The organism is Staphylococcus sp. McC-251-APC-3A2, assembly GCF_009695665.1.
Lineage (GTDB): Bacteria > Bacillota > Bacilli > Staphylococcales > Staphylococcaceae > Staphylococcus > Staphylococcus cohnii.
Genome location: NZ_VUNO01000002.1, coordinates 104,642 through 126,616 on the forward strand (window position 1 = coordinate 104,642; position 21,975 = coordinate 126,616).

The window sequence follows — 21,975 nt, forward strand, 5'->3', positions numbered from 1 at the left end:
TGTAATTGATTGCGTGTATTTATTAAACTAAATACCTAAATTATCTTTTATATCGCTTTCTATTTCAGATAACGAGCTTTGGCTAGGTATAAAGTAATAAAGCCCATCATCTTGTATCCCGCCTTGACCTTCTAATTGATGACGGTGCACGTTATCGTTTGCATCTTTATAATTACCTCTAACTTTGTTTAACTCTCCTAAAGTCAAATCTGTTTTCACATTGTCTTCAACGTGATTCATCAACGAATTAAAATGTGTAACTGAACTGATACTCGTTAATTTGTTGGCTAGACCTTGTATCACTAATTGCTGACGCTCTTGTCTACCAAAGTCGCCACCAGCGCCTTCTTCTTTACGACTTCTTATAAATGCCATTGCTTCTTTTCCTTCCATATGAGACTTTTGTCCTTCATTAAATTGGAATCCATCATATGAGAAAGTAGCGTTACTAGTGACATCAATACCACCCACGGTATCTATCATATCTTTCATGCCGTCCATATCTACCGTTGCATAGTGATCTATTGGCACATTCAATAGTTTTTCTACTGACTTCACAGCCATGTCAGGCCCACCATAAGCATACGCATGATTAATTTTTTCAGTTGTACCTTTACCTACAATATCCGCTTGAGTGTCTCTAGGTATACTCACAATTTCAGAGGATTTCTTCTCAGGATTGATAGATAACACCATAATCGTATCACTACGTTGTCCCCCACCTTCGGCATCCCTTTTAGCATCTGAATCTACGCCAAATAAAGCAATCGTAAAAGGATCTCCATTATTAAGATTAGCTTTTTCTTCTCTCAAAGATGATTTATCTCTATCTAATGGGTTATGTATTGCCCCACCAACAGAAAATATTTTAAACCCTAAATAAACAACAGCTAAAATTGCTAAGATTAGCAATATACCCAAGAACCACAAAAATACTTTCGTGGGCAAACCCATTTTCTTTTTATTATATTTGTTAGAACGATTCACCTTTTTCATTCTCCATTCTATATTCGATTTTCTATTTCAATTAATTATAAATTATATAGTAAACTTATTTAATAAACATGGTGCTTAAGACCTATTGTTAAATAATTAATAATTTTAAATAATTATTTTTGATATCCAGATCCTGAATTTAGAATCGTCAACATTTCTTTATGGCAAGCTTTATTACTAATAATAAAAGGTCCTGCTTTCGCAAAATCTAAAGTTGTATTATTTAATGTCGTCATTTTTAATCCCAATTCTTCAGCGAATAAAAATTGTGCAGCAATATCCCATGGTTTGGGATTAGTATTTACATGCGCACCAAATTGCCCTAAAATCACACGCACGGAATCTAAACCACATGAGCCAATGAAACGATATCCAAAAGAAGCATCATTGAGTTCATGAATCGTATCATCATTCATCACCAATGTATTAAATGAAATAATTGCATCTTTTAATTGAATAGCTTCAGGCTGTTGCAATAAATTACCATTCATATATGCGCCTTGCCCTTTGATTGCTTTATAAAGTTTGCCGTGTGGATAATCATAGATATATGATAGTGCAGGTTCCCCATCGACAAAGTAGCCCAAAATAATACAATAATCTTCTTGTTGCTTAACCAAATTTGTAGTACCATCAATCGGATCCATGACCCATACATGTCCTTTTTTTGCTAAGATGTCATCATTTGATTTTTCTTCAGCGAAGAGTTGGTGGCTTGGAAAATGTTGCTGTAAAAATTGTTCGAAATTTTGTTGAATAGATTTATCTACATTGGTCACTAAATCAAATCGATTTTGTTTCGTTGAAGTAACCATTTCTTTGATTAACTGTGGAATAATATCATCTAATGTTGTTAGCCAATCTCTTACTAAATTATCAATGTTTAATAACGCTTCTTTATTCATTTGAGACCCCTTCTTTAAACGAATCAATAAATTTTTTTCATTTTAATTATTTAATATGTATAATTTGTTTTATTTTATCATATAAATATAATTACAGTAACAAACCTTTACCATTAATTATTGTTCTATATAGACTCAATACCATAAATAAAGGAATAGGACTGAAATCGAATTTATTTTAAAATCATTTCATTGCAATCATCTTGACAAAGATGAAATCCAATAAAACGATAAGAGGCTGAGACAATTAATTTGCCCCAGCCTCTAAATAGAAAGGAAAGTAAGTAATAAATATTGAAGATGTTTGCTTAGTAACTCGTACGAAAAAGATATTAACAAAACTATATGTAATAGCCTACCCCTTTGTTATCTTTTCGCTACCCCCTTGTTACTAATTATTATACTAACATAAACAATCTGAAAATGTAAGCGTTTTCTATAACTTTTTTTAAAACTTTATAAATGTCGTCATTGTCACTTTTATGCTATAATGAATGTAATATGTAATCATTTGGGAGGTGACTTTCTAATGAATAAACGCGAAAGGCAAAATAAATTGGTACAAGCAATACAGCAAAATAAGCAAATTACCGCTTCAGAACTTGCGATAGACTTAGATGTATCAAAACGTACGATTTTAAGAGATATACAAGATTTAGAAGATCAAGGGGTAAAAATTCTAGCAAAACATGGCAAATTAGGCGGTTATCAACTTCAAGAAACACCTAATAGTTATGAGCTTGAATTAACTGACAATCAACTTACTGCTTTATTCTTAGTATTGAATGAAAGTCAATCATATACAACACTTCCATATAAAGAAGAGATAAACGCAATTATAAAAAAATGTTTAAATTTACCTTATACGAAAATGAGACGAGCGCTTAAAAAGCTCGACCGGTATATAAAATTTAATCAACAAACGCATGTTGACTTGCCACCCATCTTTTCAGAGGTTTTAATCTACTGCACTGAACGAAATGTGATGGCAATGGAGTATAATAAAGATAACGACATTATTACTGAAAATGTAATTTTTATCGGATTATTATGTACAGACGGATTATGGAAAGCAGTTATTTTTGAAATTGGTCTCGGTAAAACAAATGAAATACCTATTGTTGATATCCATGATATTTCATATTCTTTTGAGAAAAAAATAAAAACACAAGATATTACTATCAATAACTATCAACAATTTTCAAATCCCACTGAGTCCTAAAAACTCAATGGGATTTTTTCAAGGGTTCACATTATGTATATAACGTAATAAGCGTAAAAATAAATGAAATTAAATTATTAAGCATGTGTATACTTACACTTGCTATTAATTTAAATCCTGATTTGATGTATGCATATACCATAGCAATTGCTAAAATTATATAACTCCCTATTTCAAATGGAGATTCCGCTCCCATCACATGCATTAATGAAAATAGAATAGCTGAAATAATCCCCATAACAATAGCATTAAATTTCTTCCCTAGTTCACCTATCAGTAAATGTCTAAAAAATATTTCCTCCACTAATGGTGCTCCAATTACAATCAATAAAAATGTAAATGGCAAAAATGAAGGTTGATCAAACAAATTCATTAGTTCTAGCTCGTTTTGAGTTTCATTAAAACCAATGTCATCAGGTAACATTTGCATAGTCATGTTATAAATTGCACTACAAATCATCATTATAATTGTTACTGTAATCAGAAATAAATAATGTTGCTTTATAAATGCTGTATTTTTCTTCAAATGCATTTTAAAGTCTTTAATATGTAAAAAATAAAAACTAAACACAGTGACAACGTATGAGAGTAGTTGTATAACAACACTTAACTTTATCACTATTTTTTCTGTTAAATGATCTACATAAACGAAACTAAATAAAATACCAACCAATGTAAAAGCAATCATACTTACAATTAAAATCGCAATCAGAGAAAAGTCTTTCCACACAATATCTTTAAAACGATATTTTGTTCTTTCCACTTTCAACAGCTCCCTTTAAAATCATTTTAAATTTTATATTGTATATCCTACCATTCTTAACAATTCCAGAAAATCATATTCATCATTTTAAATTTTATATGAAAGGATCCGTTTTATGTATAACTTAGAATATCATCAACTCGCTCAACACATTCATAAACTACTCAATTTAATTGAAACATATAAATTTGCCATCGTTACTCAAAATAAAAAGAAACAACAATACAAACAAGATATCCAACAATTTATTGAAGACGAGCTCATCCTATTCTCAGACATATCCTTACAACGTTTTTCTTTGCCACATTATAATTATTACCAATTCCTTTTAATACATGATCAGAACCCTATTGAAGAACTCACTATCGGCAATACAATTAAGTATCTTGATACCTTACAAAATCAATTATTAGAAACACACAAGTTATTACAAACATTTTTGTAATAATATTTCAAAATGATATTTTTTTAAATTTAAAATTGTAATACTTTTTCATGTATTGTAAAATGAAATCGATTACAGCAATATAGGAGTGATAACATGCATGGCTTTTCCATTTATTTAGGACAACCCATTGATAAATCGTATATTAGACGAATGATTGCTTTAGGATATACTACCATTTTCACATCTGTTCAAATTCCAGAGGAAGATGAAGCATCTAAATATCGCTATTTAGGAGAACTTTTAAATTATTTATCAGACAAACATCTTACGTATATGATTGATATCAATCCTTCATTGCTGAATCATTCTTTTTATGAATTCCTGCAATCATATCATCATGCTCAATTTATGATTCGTATTGATCACAGTACTTCTATAGAAATTATTAATGACATCATTCAACACGGTTTTGACTGTTGTTTAAATGCAAGCATACTTTCCGAATCACTACTTCAACAACTCTATGAAAAACTCGAAGACTTTACGCATTTATGTTACTGCCATAATTATTACCCACGGCCAGATACAGGTTTAACAACTAAATTTGTACATCATCAAAACTCACTAATTTTAAAGTATAATCCAAACGCAACAATTTACGGTTTTATCTCAGGTACAACAAAGCGTGGACCTTTATTCAAAGGTTTACCAACTATAGAATCAACAAGAACACAACACCCTATTGAAAGTGCACAACTACTATTAGATCATCAGACAACACAAATTTTGATTGGCGATTCTAAACTTAATACGCCACTAGACGAACAATTAATGAATGTATTATGCCATAGAACATTCACATTCACAGTTGATTTATTTGATATTCAAGCGACTACGATATTACAGCAAACGCACACTGTACGCTCAGACAACCCACAAGATGTAATTCGATCACAAGAAGCTAGACACTATTGTACAAGTGAAATGAATACTTTTAATACGACAAATCGAGATACAGGTACTGTGACAATTGATAATAAACTGAACGGACGCTATCAAGGAGAATTACAACTCTTGAAAGCTGACTTACCAGCGCATCCGCATGTTAATGTTATAGGTAAAATTTGTGAGTCCGAGCGCAGATTGGTTCATTGCATGAAACCAAATGATACTTTTAAATTTATTATTAAAACAAGGGAGTAGAAATTAATGAGTGATTTAACTACTGAATCCAGAAATAAAGCTACAATGCATTTAGATGAAATGTCTATTACAGAAATTCTTAAAACAATGAATGATGAAGATCAAAAGGTTCCTCAACAAATTAGAAAAATCATACCAGAATTAACTAAAGTCATAGAAATCACGACAAAACAATTTAGAGCTGGTGGTCGAATAATTTATATGGGGGCTGGAACGAGTGGAAGATTAGGTGTGCTTGATGCTGCTGAATGTGTCCCCACCTTCAATACGTCCCCAGATGAAGTGATTGGATTAATTGCAGGTGGTCAAAGAGCAATGACAGTTGCTGTTGAAGGTGCTGAAGATAGCACTTCTTTGGCAGAAGAAGATTTACATCATATTCACCTTAATGAAAAAGACGTTGTGATCGGTATTGCTGCAAGTGGTAATACACCTTATGTTATCGGAGGATTAAAATATGCAAATAGCATTGGTGCACACACCGTTTCAATTGCATGCAATACAAATACTAAAATAAGTAAAATAGCTACAAAAGCAATTGAAGTTAATGTAGGCCCTGAAGTATTAACAGGTTCCACTAGATTAAAATCAGGAACAGCACAAAAATTGATACTTAATATGATTTCAACTATCACAATGGTTGGTGCCGGTAAAGTATATGATAATCTCATGGTCGATGTAAAAGCTACAAACCAAAAATTAATTGACCGTTCTATACGCATCGTACAAGATATCTGTGACACATCATATCAACAATCTGAGAAGCTATATAATGCCGCAGATCATAACCTTAAAGTTGCTATCGTTATGCATATGTGTGATACATCAAAAGCAGACGCAAAACAGCGTTTAGACAACAATAACCACATCGTTAAGCAAGCAATCAGAGATTAAACCAAGTACTTAAAATAATTTATGTATATAGGAGGGTTTTACGATGACTAAAGAACAAAAACTTGCAGAAAACATTGTAAATGCAGTTGGCGGTTTAGAGAACATGGAAAATGTTATAAATTGCATGACGCGCGTTAGAATTAAAGTGCACGATGAAAATAAAGTTGACTATGATAAATTAAAATCTACTTACGGCGTTATAGGTGTGGTCAAAGACGACCGTGTACAAGTTGTCGTTGGGCCTGGCACAGTTAATAAGGTAGCTGACCATATATCTGAAATGAGTGGTGTGCGTTTAGGTGAAACCATTTCACACCATGATAAAAATTATAAAGCTGAAACTGAAGCAAGAGCTAAAGAAAACAAGGCGGCTTTTCAAAGCAAACAAAAACGCGGTAAGTTCAATAAACTATTAAAAACAATCGCAAATATATTTATCCCATTGATTCCAGCATTTATTGGTGCAGGTTTAATTGGTGGTATTGGTGCAGTTTTAAGCAATTTACTTGCGGCCGAGGTCATATCTGGCGCATGGATCACACAACTTGTCACTGTTTTTAATGTAATTAAAGATGGTATGTTAGCTTATTTAGCAATCTTCACGGGTATAAACGCTGCAAAAGAATTTGGTGCAACACCAGGTTTAGGTGGTGTTATTGGAGGGACAACGTTATTAACAGGTTTAACGGAAGAAAATATGATTACTAATATTTTCACAGGTGAACCTTTACAAGCAGGACAAGGTGGTATAATAGGTGTTATCTTTGCAGTTTGGTTATTAAGTCTCGTAGAAAAGAGATTACATAAAATTGTACCAAATGCCATAGATATCATCGTAACACCTACGATTACTTTGTTCGTTATCGGCTTATCAACAATCTTTATCATCATGCCATTAGCTGGCTTTGTTTCTGATGGTTTAGTATCCGTAGTCAATGGTGTTATTGATATCGGTGGCGTCTTTAGTGGCTTTATCATTGGTGCTTTCTTCCTACCATTAGTTATGTTAGGATTACATCATATATTTACGCCTATTCATATTGAGATGATAAATCAATCTGGTGCTACTTACTTATTACCTATTGCTGCCATGGCAGGGGCAGGACAAGTTGGCGCCGCATTAGCACTTTGGGTAAGATGTAAGAAAAATACTACTTTGAGAAATGCAATTAAAGGTGCACTTCCTGTTGGTTTCCTCGGTATTGGTGAACCTTTAATTTATGGGGTTACGTTACCTCTTGGTAGACCATTCTTTACAGCATGTATTGGTGGAGGTATTGGTGGCGCAGTAGTTGGTGGTATTGGACACATCGGTGCCAATGCTATTGGACCAAGTGGTATTTCATTGTTACCTTTGATTTCAGATCATATGTACTTAGGATATATTGCAGGATTAATCGCTGCTTACATCGGTGGTTTCCTCTTCACCTTCTTTTTAGGTACAACAAAATCAATGAGAGAATCTGATAACTTAGGTGGTTAAACTATGACCAACGTACTTTATAAAATTGATAATATCTATGAAACTTTTACAAAAAGTGAAAAGAAAATTGCTGATTTTATTTTAAATGAACCGCATCGTATTATTAATATGTCTGTCCAAGATCTTTCAAATGAAATTAATACAAGTACTGCTTCAATTGTACGTTTTAGCAAAAAAATCACAGAAAAAGGCTTTCAAGAACTTAAAATTACAATTTCACGTTATTTGCCTGAAGATGCAATTAACAATAATCATATGGAATTAATTGATAATGAATCAGTCGATATTATCAAATCTAAAATGTTAGCTAGAGCAACCGACACAATGAGTTGTGTTGCGTCACAAATTGAGCAACCTCATATCGATGACATCTGCGATACATTGAAACATGCGCGTACTATATTCTTATTTGGTTATGGCGCATCACTCGTCATTGTCACAGATTTATATCAAAAATTGTCTCGAATAGGTTTAAATGTGCGCTTAATACAAGAAACGCATTTATTAATGACTACCATGGCTACACATGATGAACAAGATTGTATTATTTTCGTGACCAACCAAGGTAGTCATAGTGAAATGCAATCTATGGCAAAAGTTGCTACCGACTATAATATACCTATCATTACGATCTCAAGTTCGAACAATAACCCTGTAGCTAAAATTTCTGATTATACTTTAATTTATGGTCAAACAGATGAAAATGAACTGCGCATGGCCGCAACAACATCTTTGTTTGCACAACTTTTCACTGTAGATATTCTGTATTATCGATTTATCGCTTTAAATTATCAACGCTCATTGGATTCAATCACACAGTCAAAAATGGCGCTTGATAATTACCGTAAACATTTATCTAAAATCCAATTTAAACACTAAAACAATGCTAACATCACATTTTAAATAACATAATAAACAAGAACGACCTAGAAATCGCATTTTTATAAAGGATTTCTAGGTCGTTCTCTTTTTTTAATCTGAAGTTAACATTATTTGTTTATTACATCATTATTTTACATCTTTTTGGAAAAAGTCGAAAATATTTTTGGCATTATCAGTATTATCAATATTTCCTTTAAATTTATCACTACCAGGACCATATGCATAAGTATTTACATCTTCTCCTGTATGACCATTTGTAGTCCAACCAGTATTAGATTTGTCATTTATCGGTTTTTGTACAGCATCTTGAACTTTTTGTAATTGACTTTCATATGCTTTTTCGTCTTTTTTAAGATCTTTAAGTTTTTTAGCTTCGTCTTTTATTTTATCAATTTGATCTTGTGAAACTTCAAAACCATAACCATCTTTAATCACTTTCTCCACATTTTTACCCTTGCTGATTTCTTCAGTCATGTATTTACCTGAATGTTTCATTTGGTGAATGGCATCTGGATTCCAAACATAATCTTTACCTTTCGCTATAGACATCCCACCTGTAGAATGATCTGCAGTAGCTACCACAAGCGTATCTGGATTGTCTTTTGCATAATTCATAGCATATTCAAATGATTTTTCAAATCCAGACATTTCAGACATTACCCCTGTTACATCATTTGGATGGCCTGATTTATCAATAGAAGCGCCTTCTACCATTAAAAAGAACCCTTTGTCATTTTGTTTTAATTTATTTACAGCACTATCTGTCATATCCACTAATTTTGGATTTTTATCTGGTGCGTCTATCTGTAACGGCATATCATTATCTGCAAATAATCCTAATACTTGTTTATTTTTAGAGTTTTGTAGTTCATTTTTATTAGTAACTACATCGTAACCATCTTTTTTAAATTTATTTTTTAAGTTGCCGTTATCTTTACCGAAATACTCAGCACCCCCGCCTAAAAGTACATCTACTTTATGTTTGCCATTAATTTTGTCATTGTAAAATTGTTTAGCAATTTCATTCTTTTTATCACGATCATCTACATGTGATGCGTATGCAGCAGGTGTAGCATCTGTGATTTCAGCAGTAGATACTAAACCAGTTGATTTACCATTTTCTTTAGCTTGTTCTAAAACCGTTTTAACATTATTTTTATTAGCGTCGACACCAATAGCACCATTATATGTTTTTTGTCCTGAACTAAATGCGGTTGCACCGGCTGCAGAATCAGTAACATTCTCTTTTGGATCATTTGGATTTGTACGCTGACTACCTATTAGATATTTATCAAAAGCAGTTTGATCCATTTCTTTAGTATCAGGATTGTCTGCAAAATAGCGATAGCAGCATTATACGAAGGACCCATACCATCTCCAACTAAAAAGATGACGTTTTTAGGGTTTTTTGTATTGCCCATGTAAGCTACATCAGAATTCTGATTTGCATCTTTAGTCTCATCTTTTTTCCCAGCTGCATAAATCCCTTGTCCACTCCCTAATGATGAACCGGCAATAATCGTCCCTGCAATTGTAGCAGTAGCTAGTTTATTAAGTATTTTCATATAATAACTCCTTTAGATATGTATTATGACCTCAACTTTATTCTAAAGCACGAGTTTTGAGTGAGTATTTTTATATTGTTAATTTTTTGTAAAACATTAGTGTAATCATATTTACGATATTGTCGATAACAAAATAAGCCATAAATGATACAAGTTAATGTATCATTTATGGCTTTTTAAAAGTTGATTGTAAAACGACCTACTGTTTTACGTTTTGTTTTACTATTTAAATTTGCTTATCATCACTTAATTTATGATAGCCCTTCAGGTAATAGAACAATGTCATACAACCTAAGAATACGATACCAATAACAACTGAAACGACTGTTTCTTTATTAAATAACATGCCTATTAACACCATGATAAAGAACGCCATTGTAATATAATTTGTTATTGCACCGCCTGGCATTTTAAACGGATGATTCTTGATTTCTTCACTGTGATTTTTTCTGAATCTTAAATGACTAATTAATATCATAAACCACGGTACCATACCTGGTAAAATTGAGGCACTGTATACATAAACAAAAATGCTGTCCGCGCCTTTAATGAATAAAGGCAAAATAACGTTCAATAATGCGCCAATTAAAATACCAATTGCTATTGCAGTTACTGTCCAAATAGGAACACCATTTTTCATAACTTTACGGAAAAACTTAGGTAACATTCCTTTTTGAGATAAGTTCAACGTCATTCGACTAGCACTAAATATACCAGAATTACATCCAGACATCGCTGCCGTTAAAACTACAAAGTTAATGAGTCCTGCTGCAAATGTAATACCTACTTTTGCAAATGTTGCAACGAATGGACTGCCGATATTTCCTAATTCATCCCAAGGATAAACAGTTACAATAACGAAGATAGCTCCGATATAGAATATTAATATACGCCATATAACACCATTAACCGCACTTTTAATATTTTTTTGCGGGTCTTTAGTTTCACCAGCAGTGATACCAATTAATTCAACACCTTGATAAGAACCAATTACAATAGAAAGTGCAAAGAAGAATCCTATCCAACCATTAGGCATAAAGCCACCATGTGACCATAAATTAGAGAGTCCAATAGCTTCTCCTCCATTACCAAGGCCAAAGAATATCAAACCGAATCCTGCGATAATCATTAAAATAATTGTTACTACTTTGATCATTGCAAACCAAAATTCAAATTCACCAAATGCTTTAACTGATACTAAGTTAGCACCTGCCAACAATAATACTACAATAATACCTGGTATCCACTGTGGTAAATCAGGGAACCAATAATTCATATATTCTCCAACGGCGATAACTTCACTCATACCTACAACAACCCATTGGAAAATATTGCTCCATGCTGTCAGATAACCAGCAACTGGATTTATGTAATCACTTGCAAAGTTTGCAAATGAACCTGAGGTCGGATGTAAATATACCATTTCCCCCATAGCTCTCATCACTAAAAATAAAAACAGACCTGCTATTAAATATGCAAATATTACTGAAGGTCCTGTCCACTTGATTGTACTTGTCGCCCCCATGAAGAGTCCGACACCAATTGTTCCACCAAGTGCTATCATCCGCATTTGACGTGCACCTAGTCCCCTTTGTAATTCGTTATTCTCATTCATCATTCAAACCCCATCTCATTCAAATATAAGTGATAATAATTCACTTATTATGACGCTATTATACTATAAATTCTAAAAATTAAAACAATTATTTTTCATTTATGTAAGCCCTTACATATGTTTTTATTTTAGATTATTTTGTGAGAAAACGCAATGTAAATTTTATTTTTGATATTATAGCGGACAATTAAATATTCATATTAGTTAATTGATCAGCAGTTTTTAATTATGATTATTTTGTGAATTATTTCACAAAAATGCAGTTACATAGTATAATATTTTTAATTAATAGAAAGTGAGGATAAAGTTTTGAACGAAAAAAACATAAAATGGGATAAAGTTTTTTATGGTAAAGCTTGGGTCCATCATGTCGTAGAAACAATTCGAGCCAAAGATATATTGCAAAGTTTTTATTTAAAACGCTATCTGCTACGTGCCATTATGGCTGTATTTATCTTAGGCGTGATAACAGTTTTTGTCTTACTCATTAAAGGTTCATTAGCATCTGATGTTCCAATGGGTGTTACAAATTTAGTCGGTGCGATTGCATTCAGTTTTGCTTTAGTATTAATACTTTTTACAAATTCCGAATTATTAACAAGTAACTTCATGTATTTTACAGTAGGACTTTATTATCGAGTCATTTCACCATTCCGCGTTTTTAAAATTTTTACACTTTGTTTTATTGGTAATGCTCTAGGTGGATTAATATTCTTTTTATTGATACGTTCCTCAGATATAATGACTCCTGAGATGATGCAACAATTAGAAGCTACAATCGCCCATAAAACACTAACTGCAGGTTTTGTCGCCATTCTAATAAAAGGTATTTTTGCTAATTTCTTTATAAACATCTCCCTTGTAATAGCTATGCAAATAGACGATGTTCTAGCAAAAATGTTCGTCATGATGTTTGGTGTATCAATTTTTGCATTTATGGGTTATGAGCATGTTGTTTATAATACTGTATTATTCGCAGGCGGCCTCGTATATCAAAGTGATGTCCTTTCAGTCATACCAGCTTTAATCAATTTGCTTGGTGCAGGTATTGGTAATTATATCGGTGGTGGCTTAGTTATAGGCTTGTTCTATGCTTATTTAAATGATCATAAGCAATATCAAAACAACAAAATTCATTAACTGCAGCTTGAGTTATTGTAATTAAAAGTTGAAGTCTAGTATTTATGAAGTTATAGTTCCTAATTTTATATGATATAATGCTCAATAGATTTTATTATAAAGGAGTTCAATATGAATAAACATCTATTGAAACGAACAATCACAGTTTCAATTATATTTGGCATATTATTTTTCCTGATCAATTATTTTAGTGATAGTGATGTTTCTGCCGGAAATTTAGTGCTAAAAAGTTTACTTACGATTGTTGTATTCGGGATACTATATTACTTAATTTTTACTATTGTAAATTCACCAGAACGAAAATATAAATTTGGTATTACTTTACCTATTTCTCTACTAATTGCAATCATTATCAGTGCTATGTTTTCTGCTCTGAAAATCGGTATTATAACCGGCCTAATCATTGGTATAATAGCAGGTTATCTATGGGAATTTATAGATAATCATAAAAACGGTGGTGATAAATCGTGAGCATTGTCATTGGTATTATTGTTATCATTTTATTAAGCGTAAGTTTAATTCCTAATTTAAAAGCTGTAAAAAAATCTAAAGCTACTGGAGAAAAAAATCCACGTTTTGCAATTATGGTAGGTATTGATTCTATTTTACTCGTGTTAGTTATTGTGACACTAATACTTCAATTTTTAAAATAGGCTATCATTTTCATCTTATATTACAAAAACCCCTTATCGACACATTTTTTCAATGTCAAAATAAGGGGTTTTAAATTAAAATTGATTTTGTAAAACAAGAAAATATAAAACCAAAGCTCCCAATAAGTAAACAAGACTTCCAACCATAAATGAGCGAAATTGTATCTTTAACGGAACTTTTTTATTAAAGATTGGACCTAAAACTAAATTTCCTATTGCTAAAACAATTGGACCGCCTAAAAAAAATAGAATTAAATATCCATTCATACACTAGCCTCTACTTTTTTCAAAATATTTTTCAATGATAGCTGTACCTGATAAATCTTTACCTACATAGGATATGTTACTAAAATCTTGTTTTTCCGTCATATCATTCGTGTTTACAATCACATCTAAACCAGCATTTACCGCAGCGGTTGCCCCATTGACTGAGTCTTCTATGGCTAAACAATTAACTGGGTTATAATTTAATCTTTGAACTGCTGTTAAATATAGTTCAGGACTTGGCTTTATTTCTTCTACATCTTCTCTTCCAACAACAACATCGATATACGTATCTAACCCCAATTGCTCGAATGTGGGTTGAATATCGTTTCTAAAACTACTTGTCGCAATAGCCATTGGTATATGGCGCACTTTACAATAATCCATAAGTTGTTTCATATGCGTAACAATCGGTAAATGTATACTTGTTTCATTATGCTCTTGATAAATTGCTTCCTTGCGTTCTTGTCCGAGTTGAGCCTCCAAGTACTGGTGCAAATCTGAAGCCAATCCCCCGATGGATTGTCGATAAAAATCTAAACTAACTTCCTCCAAACCATAATGATTTAGATGTTTATTTATTATTTCAAACAAGTGTTTTTCTGTATCAATAATTGTTCCATCAAAATCAAATATCACTGCACGATACATACAGTACCCTCCTCTAAAATAAACAAGATAAAATCAAATTATTGTCAGTGTATCATACTTTCCGTCCCTCTAGCCTGCCATCGCCTCAGATAAAATAAACTAAGATGAAAACACAAAAATATTAATGTTTTCATCTTAGTTATGAATTCCTTATTAATTTCAACCTAAAATCAGTTATATTTACCTTTTGTTCCAGTATTTTGCAAGAATTGGTCCTGTAATATTATGTATTAAGCTAAATACCGCCCCTGGCACTGCAGACAATGGATTAAAATGTACTGTGGCTAAAGAAACTGCTAATCCTGAGTTTTGCATACCTACTTCTATTGATACTGCTTTTTTATCCGGTCGATCTAATTTTAAGATTTTGGCAAATGTATAACCCAATACATATCCAATCAAATTATGAAGAATGACAACCGCAAAAATAAGTAAACCAGTGGCCAAAATTTGTGCTTTACTACTACCAACTACAGACGCAAGTATTAATGAAATAGCAACAACAGAAACAATTGGCAATGCAGTGGCAGTCGTATCAGCAAATTTCTTAAATACTTTTTGAAGTACAAAACCAATGATTATTGGTATTAAAATGACTTGAACTACTGACCAAAACATACTAATAAATGAAACTTGCAACCATTCATGCGCAAATAAATATATTAAAGCTGGTGTTAAAAATGGAGCTAGCAATGTTGAAACACTAGTAATAGCTACTGACAAAGCAACATTTGCATTTGCTAAGTAACTCATAACATTACTAGATGTACCACCCGGACAACATCCAACTAAAATCACACCAATAGCAATTTCTGGAGGCAAATGAAACAGTTTGACAATTAAAAATGCACTTAAAGGCATAATTGTATACTGCAATATCACACCGACAATTACTGATCTAGGTGCTTGAAATATAATTTTAAAATCTTTAGGATCTATAGTTAATCCCATACCTAGCATAACAATCCCTAGTAAATAAGGTACCCAACTACTTAAAGTAGCAAGTTGCGTTGGAAATATAAAACCAATGATAGCTGCAATAAGCATCCATACTAAGAACGTATTCGTTGCAAACTTACTTACTTTTGATAACATCTAAACACTTCCCTCTCTGTATTAATAAAGAAGAATGTATCATACTTTAAGCCTTGAAACAACAGAATTTTCTAAATATTATGAATTTAAAATTTGCAACTTTTAAAAAATTTTATACTTCGTTCTAAAGACCTAGTGTCTTCTTTTAAAAAGAGTGGTACAATTTAATAGAATTTAAAACATGTACAATTTTAAGTGCAGTAGAATATTATTTTTAATATACGTATGTCACTTTATATAGATATGGAGGTATAATATGTTTTTAGATAAAACTGAAACGTTTGTATTAAACATCAGTGGTTTAAATAAACGTCATATCCGCAAAAATTTGTTAAAACTTTTGAAACAAGTACACTTTTGTAAATCCTTCAAGTTTACTATTTTCAAAAATAATAATTTATATGCTTTAGAAGTGAATTTACCTAAGCAACAACTACCTTATTTAATTAGTTTTCTCAGTTTCCACAATTATTTAATCTATCAAATTTTAGAAAATAATCATGCACATGAACTATTAGACTTAGATCATTTACTATTATCATCTAAACGTTTCGAAATTGCTGTTGACGGCCTTCACGATGCTTTTATTAAAGATAAAGTTATCGATATTATGAATTTACTCAATCACACTGAAACTATTGTTTATACCTTCAATCGAAATACCATCAACGTTTCTTGTTCACCTACAGTATTCTCTAAATTAATTCACGCTATCGCAACACACAACATTGATATTTATAGTGCGACCTATCAACCACGTTTAATGCATAAAACTAGAATTTCTTAAAGCACACTCATGCACGATATCACTAATATAAACAACAAACTCGATTTGTTTCTTTTCCACTGAGAATTAATAAACATGAGTCTAAAGTATCAATATCTCAGACTCAATCATAAACGTCAATTTTTATTGTAATTATATAGAAATTGACTTTTTTTGTGTTCTGTAATGAACCTTTTCTTTTGTATCTTGAGAAATATTTCAAACAATTTTGCATCGTGCTGACGCCCAGGGCAATGATATGAGCGAGAGACTACAGGCTCGAGCCATATTCCCAGGCAAGCATGCACGATCAAAATCGCAATTTATTCATATAAAAAAGGACAATTCTTTATTACTTATTATTTCAAAGTAATTCATGTTATTAATTTTATAAAATAAGCACTTCATCAATTTATCAGGGTTAATGAATTGTTTTAATTGAGCTTTTTCTTTTATATCTTGAGAAATATTTCAAACGATTTTGCATCGTGCTGACACCCAGGGTAATGATATGAGTGAGAGACTACAGGCTCGAGCCATATTCCCAGGCAAGCATGCACGATCAAAATCGCAATTTATTCATATAAAAAAGGACTAATCCATTTTTTTCATATGGATTAGTCCTTTTTTGAGCATAATCTTATATGCAACCTTTTTATTAATTATTTTTTTCTTCAAATACTAAATTTTCAAATGCTTCTCTTACTTGAGGTACAGACATACCTACTACGACTTGCACATTTTTCCCACTTTTTACTAAACCATGTGCCATTTGTCTATGCGTAAAGTAATCACTATCTTCAACTTTATTGACATCATTCACTGTTAATCTTAGACGCGTCGTACAATTTGTAACATCTTTAATATTTTCTTTTCCACCCAGACCTTCTAAATAATATATTGCTTTATCTTCAAACTCATTTGTTGAACCAGTTTTTTTAGTAACTGCTCCTTTACCATCCTTGTTTTTATAATCATCTTTACTATATAATTTCATATCCTTGTCGTCTTTTTTACGCCCAGGAAGAGGAATATTAAATTTTATAATTAAAAACTTGAATAAAAAGAAATAAATTGCTGTAAAACCTAAACCAATTGCAATTTGAATCACATAAGTTAACCAATGATTCTGTGCCAAAGGTATCCAATTCGTAGCAAAGAAATCTAATAACCCTCCGCCAAAGTTACCTACTAAGCCAAAACCATACATTAACGTATCCATTGTTGCTGCTAAGATTGCATGTAAAACGAATAAATAAGGTGCTATAAATAAAAACGTAAACTCTAATGGTTCAGTAATGCCAACAACAATCGCTGTCAATGTTGCTGGAATTAACAATGCTGCAATTTTCTTTCTATTTTCTTTCGGTGTTGTTGCATACATTGCTAAAGCAATACCAATTGAACCGAAGACTTTCCCGTTACCTTGTAACATAAAACCATACGGGAACAATTCTTTTAATGGCTCTTTACTTTTAGCAAATTCATTTACATGTTCAAACCATTCTGCTTTTAACCCATGATTCACAACAACAGGACCTACTTCTATTGGTGCATAAATAAAGTGGTGTAATCCTGTTGGTATTAATACTCTTTCTAAGAAATGATACAACCAAACACCTATATAACCAGAACCAATAATAAAACCTTGCAATGAAGAAATACCGTTTTGTACCGTTGGCCATACAATACAAGTAATTAAAGCAATCGGTAACATGACAAAAAATGAAATCGTTACTACAAATGTCAAACCTTGAAATACACCAAGCATTTCAGGTAATTTTTTACTATAAAATCGATTATGTATCCATGTCACAATGCTTGAAATAATAATACCGCCTAGAATATTAGTGTCTAATGTTTCTATACCAGCAATCGCTTTTAACCCCGTTACATTTTCCACACCTTTTTCCAAATTTGCTCCGAATGTATGTGGCCATTGCGTTAATATGGCATTGATAAAAGTATTAAACATTAAATATCCCATTAATGCTGCTAATGCTGCATGTCCAGGTGCTTTCTTGGCCAAGGATAAAGGTAGTCCAACAACAAACACCACTTCCATGTGATTAAATATTGTCCAACCACCAGACTCTATCACTGACCATATTTTGAACCAATTCGTACCTTCATCTGCAATACTCCCCATTATTGAAGGATTTTTAAATAGCGTCGCTAAACCGAGTACAATACCAAAAAATGCAAACATTAATACAGGTACAATCATTGCACTCCCAAATCTCTTTATTGCGTTCATATAAAATTCCCCCTTCTTTCTAAATTTCTGAAATTATCCATTTATAATTATAAAGTACTTATCAATTCGAATGATTAAATATCAATTTATCTTCGATTTTATAGTAAACGCTTACATACAAACAATAGTTTGACGCTATTACGAACAATTTTGTACAATAAGATTATATTTTCAAAACGTGAAAATATTTTCAAAAATTTGAGGTGAGACCATTGCTTTTAGATGAACGTATTAACAATAATTTTAATAAATTAAATGAAAATGACCTACAAATCGCTCATTTTATAAACACACATATATCAGAATGTAAAACAATGAAAATACAAGATCTAGCGGCTTATACACATGCATCAAATGCAAGTATCCATCGTTTCACTCGTAAGTTAGGATTTGATGGCTATAGTGATTTTAAATCATATTTAAAATTCGAATCTGAACAAGTTCATCAATTGCCTTCTGACTCTATGAATGCTTTTAAGCAAGAAATTGAAAATACCTTCACTTATTTAGAGCGTATTGATTACGACCTAGTTACAGACAAAATATATCAAGCTGAAACGGTATACTTATATGGCACAGGTTTAGCACAAATGAACGTTGCGCAAGAAGCTCAAAGAATTTTATTAACCATACATAAGAATATTATTGTGCTACACGATGTACATGAATTTAAAATGGTATTAAATAAAGCTTCTGATAATGATTTATTTTTTATTATTTCTTTATCCGGAGAGACATATCATTTATCTGACATAACGAATTTATTGCAACTGCGTCAAAAATATTTTATTTCTATTACTACGCTCCAAGATAACACATTAGCTCAAAAAGCAAATTATAATATTTACGTTTCAAGTAATACTTTTTATTTAACAAATGGCATCGATTATTCCAGTTTTATCAGTTATCATATATTTTTTGAAACGGTACTGCGTAAGTTTAATGAGCGTAAACAATATGGTCAATTTACCCATAATAATTAATCTATAAAATAAAAGAAGGCTGGACAAATTAATTGTCTCAGCCTCTTAGTCCAACTACTTTTTTATTGAGTTCGGTTGAATTGATATAATGATTTTATTGTTCTTCTTCATATTCTTCTAGCGTTGTTTGAAGCTTATCAAATAGCATTTCAAAACCATGCGCAGTGGAATCATGATATTCCTTTTTCTTTTGCTTATACTCTAACGATGTCAGTCTACGTTCTCTAGGCACATAAGCCGTGTAACTAAAAATCATTTGTGTAATACCTGGTTCTCTTTCAAACATCTCAACTTCAATAGTATCTTCAGAGTCACTTAATTCAGGCATACCTATAGTCATAACAATATATTCATTTGGGTTCAATGTAACATATGAACCCTTTACTATATTTTCTTTTCCCTTACGTACATCAATAATTTCATAGCCACCGTTTTGTACAGCATCTATTTCTATTGCTTTATTCGTTCGTTCTGTTGTCATAAACCATTGTTTAAGAAATCGTTGCTCGGTCCAAGCTTGATATACTAATTCAGGTTCAACTTTAAAAAGTCGTTCCAATTGAATTTCTACATTTTCATTTTCCACATTGTATCTAGCCATGATTGTTCACCTACTTTCACTCTTATTACTATTCTAACTCATTATACTAGACTTCTAAACAATAATACTATGAAATCCAACTTCCCTTTATTTTCACTATAAAAGTGACAGCCTATTTATTTTATCGTTATTAGTCAGTAAACGTCAAAATTTTACCCTTTTTTATTTAAAATGTTTATTTTTAAATATCGTATTATTTATTAAAAACAGGGGAGTCAGTCTATATTCAATTGGTATAAACCGACGCCCCTCCTTATAATTAATTTTTTTTATTCAATTTTGGTAATCTAAAGAAGATTGCAATTAATCCACAAATACCTAGAATTATAGGATAAATTGAATACGGCATTAATGAAACTGGCGAAATAGACGCCACACCTGCCGCTGCTATAACTTGCGGGCTATAAGGTAATAAGCCTTGGAAACAACTTGCAAACATATCTAAAATACTTGCAGATTTTCTTGGATCAATATCGTATTCGTCCGCTATATCTTTAGCCAAGGGACCTGCCATTAATATCGAAATTGTATTATTGGCAGTTGAGATATCAGCAGCACTTACAAGTCCTGCTATACCTAATTCTGCACCACGCTTTGATTTAACCCTATTGCGTACAAAATTTAATAACCAAGTTATACCACCATTATGTTGTATCAATGCTACAAGTCCGCCAATTAATAGCGCAATAATTGCAATATCTTCCATACCAACAATTCCTTTTGAAATCGAACTAAGCAATCCTGACCAATTAAATGACCCATCAACTAGTCCAATAATAGCAGATAATACGGTACCACCTATCAATACTATAATTACATTGATGCCTGCTAGCGCTAAAATTAACACCAATAAGTATGGAATAACTTTAATAAAATTATAATCATATGATTTTGTCGTATCTATCTGAGCACCATGAGTTAAAAACCAGAGCGCTATAACAGTAAATATCGCACCAGGTAATACAATTTTTATGTTCACTTTAAACTTATCACTCATTTTAGTCTTTTGAGTACGTACTGCAGCAATTGTCGTATCAGAGATCATTGATAAATTATCACCAAACATTGCACCACCTACTACAGTAGCCATTGTAATCGCTGCAGAGACATCCGTCGCCTGACTTAAACCAAAGCCGACCGGTGCTATGGCTGCAACTGTACCTACTGAAGTACCCATTGAAAGTGATACAAACATACAAATGATAAATAAACCGACGATAATTAAGTTCTCTGGTATGAAAGATAGTCCTAAATTAACAGTTGACTTGACTCCACCCATATCTTCTGTGGTTTGAGAAAATGCACCCGCAAGTAGAAATATTAACATCATCAAAATAATATTTGAATGTCCTGCACCTTTTGTAAACACATCTACTTTTTTATGAAATGTTTCTTTTCTATTCATCAATAAACCCACGATAGATGCAATAATGATTGCAACATTAAGTGGCATTATTGAAAAGTCACCAGTAATAACGCCCACACCTAAAAATATACCAACAAATATGATAAGCGGTACAAGCGCCCATGCATTACCTTTTTTATTTTCCGCCATACAAAACCAACTTTCTTTATCATTACTTTTATAATCAATCGTTTTATTTACTTACCATAAAAAATAAAAAACTCTTTTCTTGTAGAAGAAAAGA

Annotated in this window: 21 protein-coding genes and 1 pseudogene; 11 read left to right on the plus strand and 11 right to left on the minus strand. The window is 31.9% G+C overall.

What is annotated here, in order from left to right; all coding sequences use genetic code 11:
* Positions 1–27: 27 nt before the first annotated feature.
* The gene (locus FYJ81_RS05450; RefSeq protein WP_107385140.1) at positions 28–987 is read right to left on the minus strand and encodes an LCP family glycopolymer transferase; all 960 of its coding nucleotides are present in this window, start codon (positions 985–987) and stop codon (positions 28–30) included.
* A gap of 122 nt (positions 988–1,109) precedes the next feature.
* The gene (locus tag FYJ81_RS05455; protein ID WP_107385139.1) at positions 1,110–1,901 is read right to left on the minus strand and encodes an inositol monophosphatase family protein; all 792 of its coding nucleotides are present in this window, start codon (positions 1,899–1,901) and stop codon (positions 1,110–1,112) included.
* 529 nt (positions 1,902–2,430) lie between these two features.
* Here FYJ81_RS05455 and FYJ81_RS05460 point away from each other — a divergent pair.
* Positions 2,431–3,123 carry a helix-turn-helix transcriptional regulator gene (locus tag FYJ81_RS05460; protein ID WP_019468333.1) on the plus strand — a complete coding sequence of 231 codons (693 nt, stop codon included), beginning with the start codon at positions 2,431–2,433 and terminating at the stop codon, positions 3,121–3,123.
* Positions 3,124–3,154: 31 nt separating this feature from the next.
* On the opposite strand, the gene FYJ81_RS05465 is transcribed toward FYJ81_RS05460, so the two are convergent.
* A complete protein-coding gene (locus tag FYJ81_RS05465; protein ID WP_192942960.1) occupies positions 3,155–3,886 on the minus strand; it encodes a CPBP family intramembrane glutamic endopeptidase in 732 nt (243 codons plus the stop codon).
* Between the two features lie 115 nt (positions 3,887–4,001).
* Here FYJ81_RS05465 and FYJ81_RS05470 point away from each other — a divergent pair, with 115 nt between their 5' ends.
* The 5 genes from FYJ81_RS05470 to FYJ81_RS05490 all read left to right on the plus strand — a co-directional run bounded on the left by FYJ81_RS05470 (position 4,002) and on the right by FYJ81_RS05490 (position 8,733).
* Entirely contained in the window at positions 4,002–4,331 is a 330-nt protein-coding gene (locus FYJ81_RS05470; RefSeq protein ID WP_019468335.1) for a hypothetical protein, read from the plus strand.
* A 96-nt stretch (positions 4,332–4,427) separates the two neighbouring features.
* A complete protein-coding gene (locus FYJ81_RS05475) occupies positions 4,428–5,477 on the plus strand; it encodes a MupG family TIM beta-alpha barrel fold protein (protein ID WP_107505307.1) in 1,050 nt (349 codons plus the stop codon).
* Between the two features lie 6 nt (positions 5,478–5,483).
* Positions 5,484–6,371, plus strand: a complete 888-nt coding sequence (murQ, locus tag FYJ81_RS05480; RefSeq protein WP_107385087.1) for an N-acetylmuramic acid 6-phosphate etherase — start codon at positions 5,484–5,486, stop codon at positions 6,369–6,371.
* A gap of 43 nt (positions 6,372–6,414) precedes the next feature.
* Positions 6,415–7,854, plus strand: coding sequence for a PTS transporter subunit EIIC (locus tag FYJ81_RS05485; protein ID WP_107385088.1), 1,440 nt, complete (start codon positions 6,415–6,417; stop codon positions 7,852–7,854).
* A gap of 3 nt (positions 7,855–7,857) precedes the next feature.
* A complete protein-coding gene (locus tag FYJ81_RS05490; RefSeq protein WP_107385089.1) occupies positions 7,858–8,733 on the plus strand; it encodes a MurR/RpiR family transcriptional regulator in 876 nt (291 codons plus the stop codon).
* Positions 8,734–8,862: 129 nt separating this feature from the next.
* Here the strand turns inward: FYJ81_RS05490 and FYJ81_RS05495 are convergent.
* Both FYJ81_RS05495 and FYJ81_RS05500 read right to left on the minus strand, forming a co-directional pair.
* Positions 8,863–10,301: pseudogene (locus tag FYJ81_RS05495) on the minus strand (alkaline phosphatase).
* Between the two features lie 226 nt (positions 10,302–10,527).
* Positions 10,528–11,916, minus strand: a complete 1,389-nt coding sequence (locus FYJ81_RS05500; protein ID WP_107385091.1) for an amino acid permease — start codon at positions 11,914–11,916, stop codon at positions 10,528–10,530.
* 309 nt (positions 11,917–12,225) lie between these two features.
* Between FYJ81_RS05500 and FYJ81_RS05505 the strand changes: the two genes are divergently transcribed.
* The 3 genes from FYJ81_RS05505 to FYJ81_RS05515 all read left to right on the plus strand — a co-directional run bounded on the left by FYJ81_RS05505 (position 12,226) and on the right by FYJ81_RS05515 (position 13,709).
* Positions 12,226–13,056, plus strand: a complete 831-nt coding sequence (locus tag FYJ81_RS05505) for a formate/nitrite transporter family protein (protein WP_154409426.1) — start codon at positions 12,226–12,228, stop codon at positions 13,054–13,056.
* A gap of 111 nt (positions 13,057–13,167) precedes the next feature.
* Positions 13,168–13,527, plus strand: coding sequence for a hypothetical protein (locus tag FYJ81_RS05510; protein WP_107385266.1), 360 nt, complete (start codon positions 13,168–13,170; stop codon positions 13,525–13,527).
* The gene (locus tag FYJ81_RS05515) at positions 13,524–13,709 is read left to right on the plus strand and encodes a hypothetical protein (protein ID WP_107385267.1); all 186 of its coding nucleotides are present in this window, start codon (positions 13,524–13,526) and stop codon (positions 13,707–13,709) included. The genes FYJ81_RS05510 and FYJ81_RS05515 overlap by 4 nt, the downstream gene beginning before the upstream one ends.
* Before the next feature lie 75 nt (positions 13,710–13,784).
* On the opposite strand, the gene FYJ81_RS05520 is transcribed toward FYJ81_RS05515, so the two are convergent.
* From FYJ81_RS05520 to FYJ81_RS05530, 3 genes are all read right to left on the minus strand, one after another.
* Positions 13,785–13,976, minus strand: coding sequence for a hypothetical protein (locus FYJ81_RS05520; RefSeq protein WP_107385268.1), 192 nt, complete (start codon positions 13,974–13,976; stop codon positions 13,785–13,787).
* Positions 13,977–13,979: 3 nt separating this feature from the next.
* Positions 13,980–14,624, minus strand: a complete 645-nt coding sequence (locus FYJ81_RS05525; RefSeq protein ID WP_154409427.1) for an HAD family hydrolase — start codon at positions 14,622–14,624, stop codon at positions 13,980–13,982.
* A gap of 180 nt (positions 14,625–14,804) precedes the next feature.
* Positions 14,805–15,719, minus strand: a complete 915-nt coding sequence (locus FYJ81_RS05530) for a bile acid:sodium symporter family protein (protein WP_107385270.1) — start codon at positions 15,717–15,719, stop codon at positions 14,805–14,807.
* 256 nt (positions 15,720–15,975) lie between these two features.
* On the opposite strand from FYJ81_RS05530, the gene FYJ81_RS05535 reads away from it, so the two are divergent.
* Positions 15,976–16,506, plus strand: a complete 531-nt coding sequence (locus FYJ81_RS05535) for a hypothetical protein (protein WP_154409428.1) — start codon at positions 15,976–15,978, stop codon at positions 16,504–16,506.
* A gap of 637 nt (positions 16,507–17,143) precedes the next feature.
* Here the strand turns inward: FYJ81_RS05535 and FYJ81_RS05540 are convergent.
* Positions 17,144–18,742 carry an alpha-glucoside-specific PTS transporter subunit IIBC gene (locus FYJ81_RS05540; protein ID WP_107386222.1) on the minus strand — a complete coding sequence of 533 codons (1,599 nt, stop codon included), beginning with the start codon at positions 18,740–18,742 and terminating at the stop codon, positions 17,144–17,146.
* A gap of 212 nt (positions 18,743–18,954) precedes the next feature.
* On the opposite strand from FYJ81_RS05540, the gene FYJ81_RS05545 reads away from it, so the two are divergent.
* Positions 18,955–19,725 carry a MurR/RpiR family transcriptional regulator gene (locus tag FYJ81_RS05545; protein ID WP_107384924.1) on the plus strand — a complete coding sequence of 257 codons (771 nt, stop codon included), beginning with the start codon at positions 18,955–18,957 and terminating at the stop codon, positions 19,723–19,725.
* Positions 19,726–19,819: 94 nt separating this feature from the next.
* Here the strand turns inward: FYJ81_RS05545 and FYJ81_RS05550 are convergent, their stop codons facing one another.
* Positions 19,820–20,326 carry an SRPBCC family protein gene (locus FYJ81_RS05550; protein WP_107384923.1) on the minus strand — a complete coding sequence of 169 codons (507 nt, stop codon included), beginning with the start codon at positions 20,324–20,326 and terminating at the stop codon, positions 19,820–19,822.
* Between the two features lie 259 nt (positions 20,327–20,585).
* On the minus strand, positions 20,586–21,881 hold the full coding sequence (locus FYJ81_RS05555) for a Na+/H+ antiporter NhaC family protein (RefSeq protein WP_107384922.1): 1,296 nt from the start codon (positions 21,879–21,881) through the stop codon (positions 20,586–20,588).
* Between the last annotated feature and the right edge of the window lie 94 nt (positions 21,882–21,975).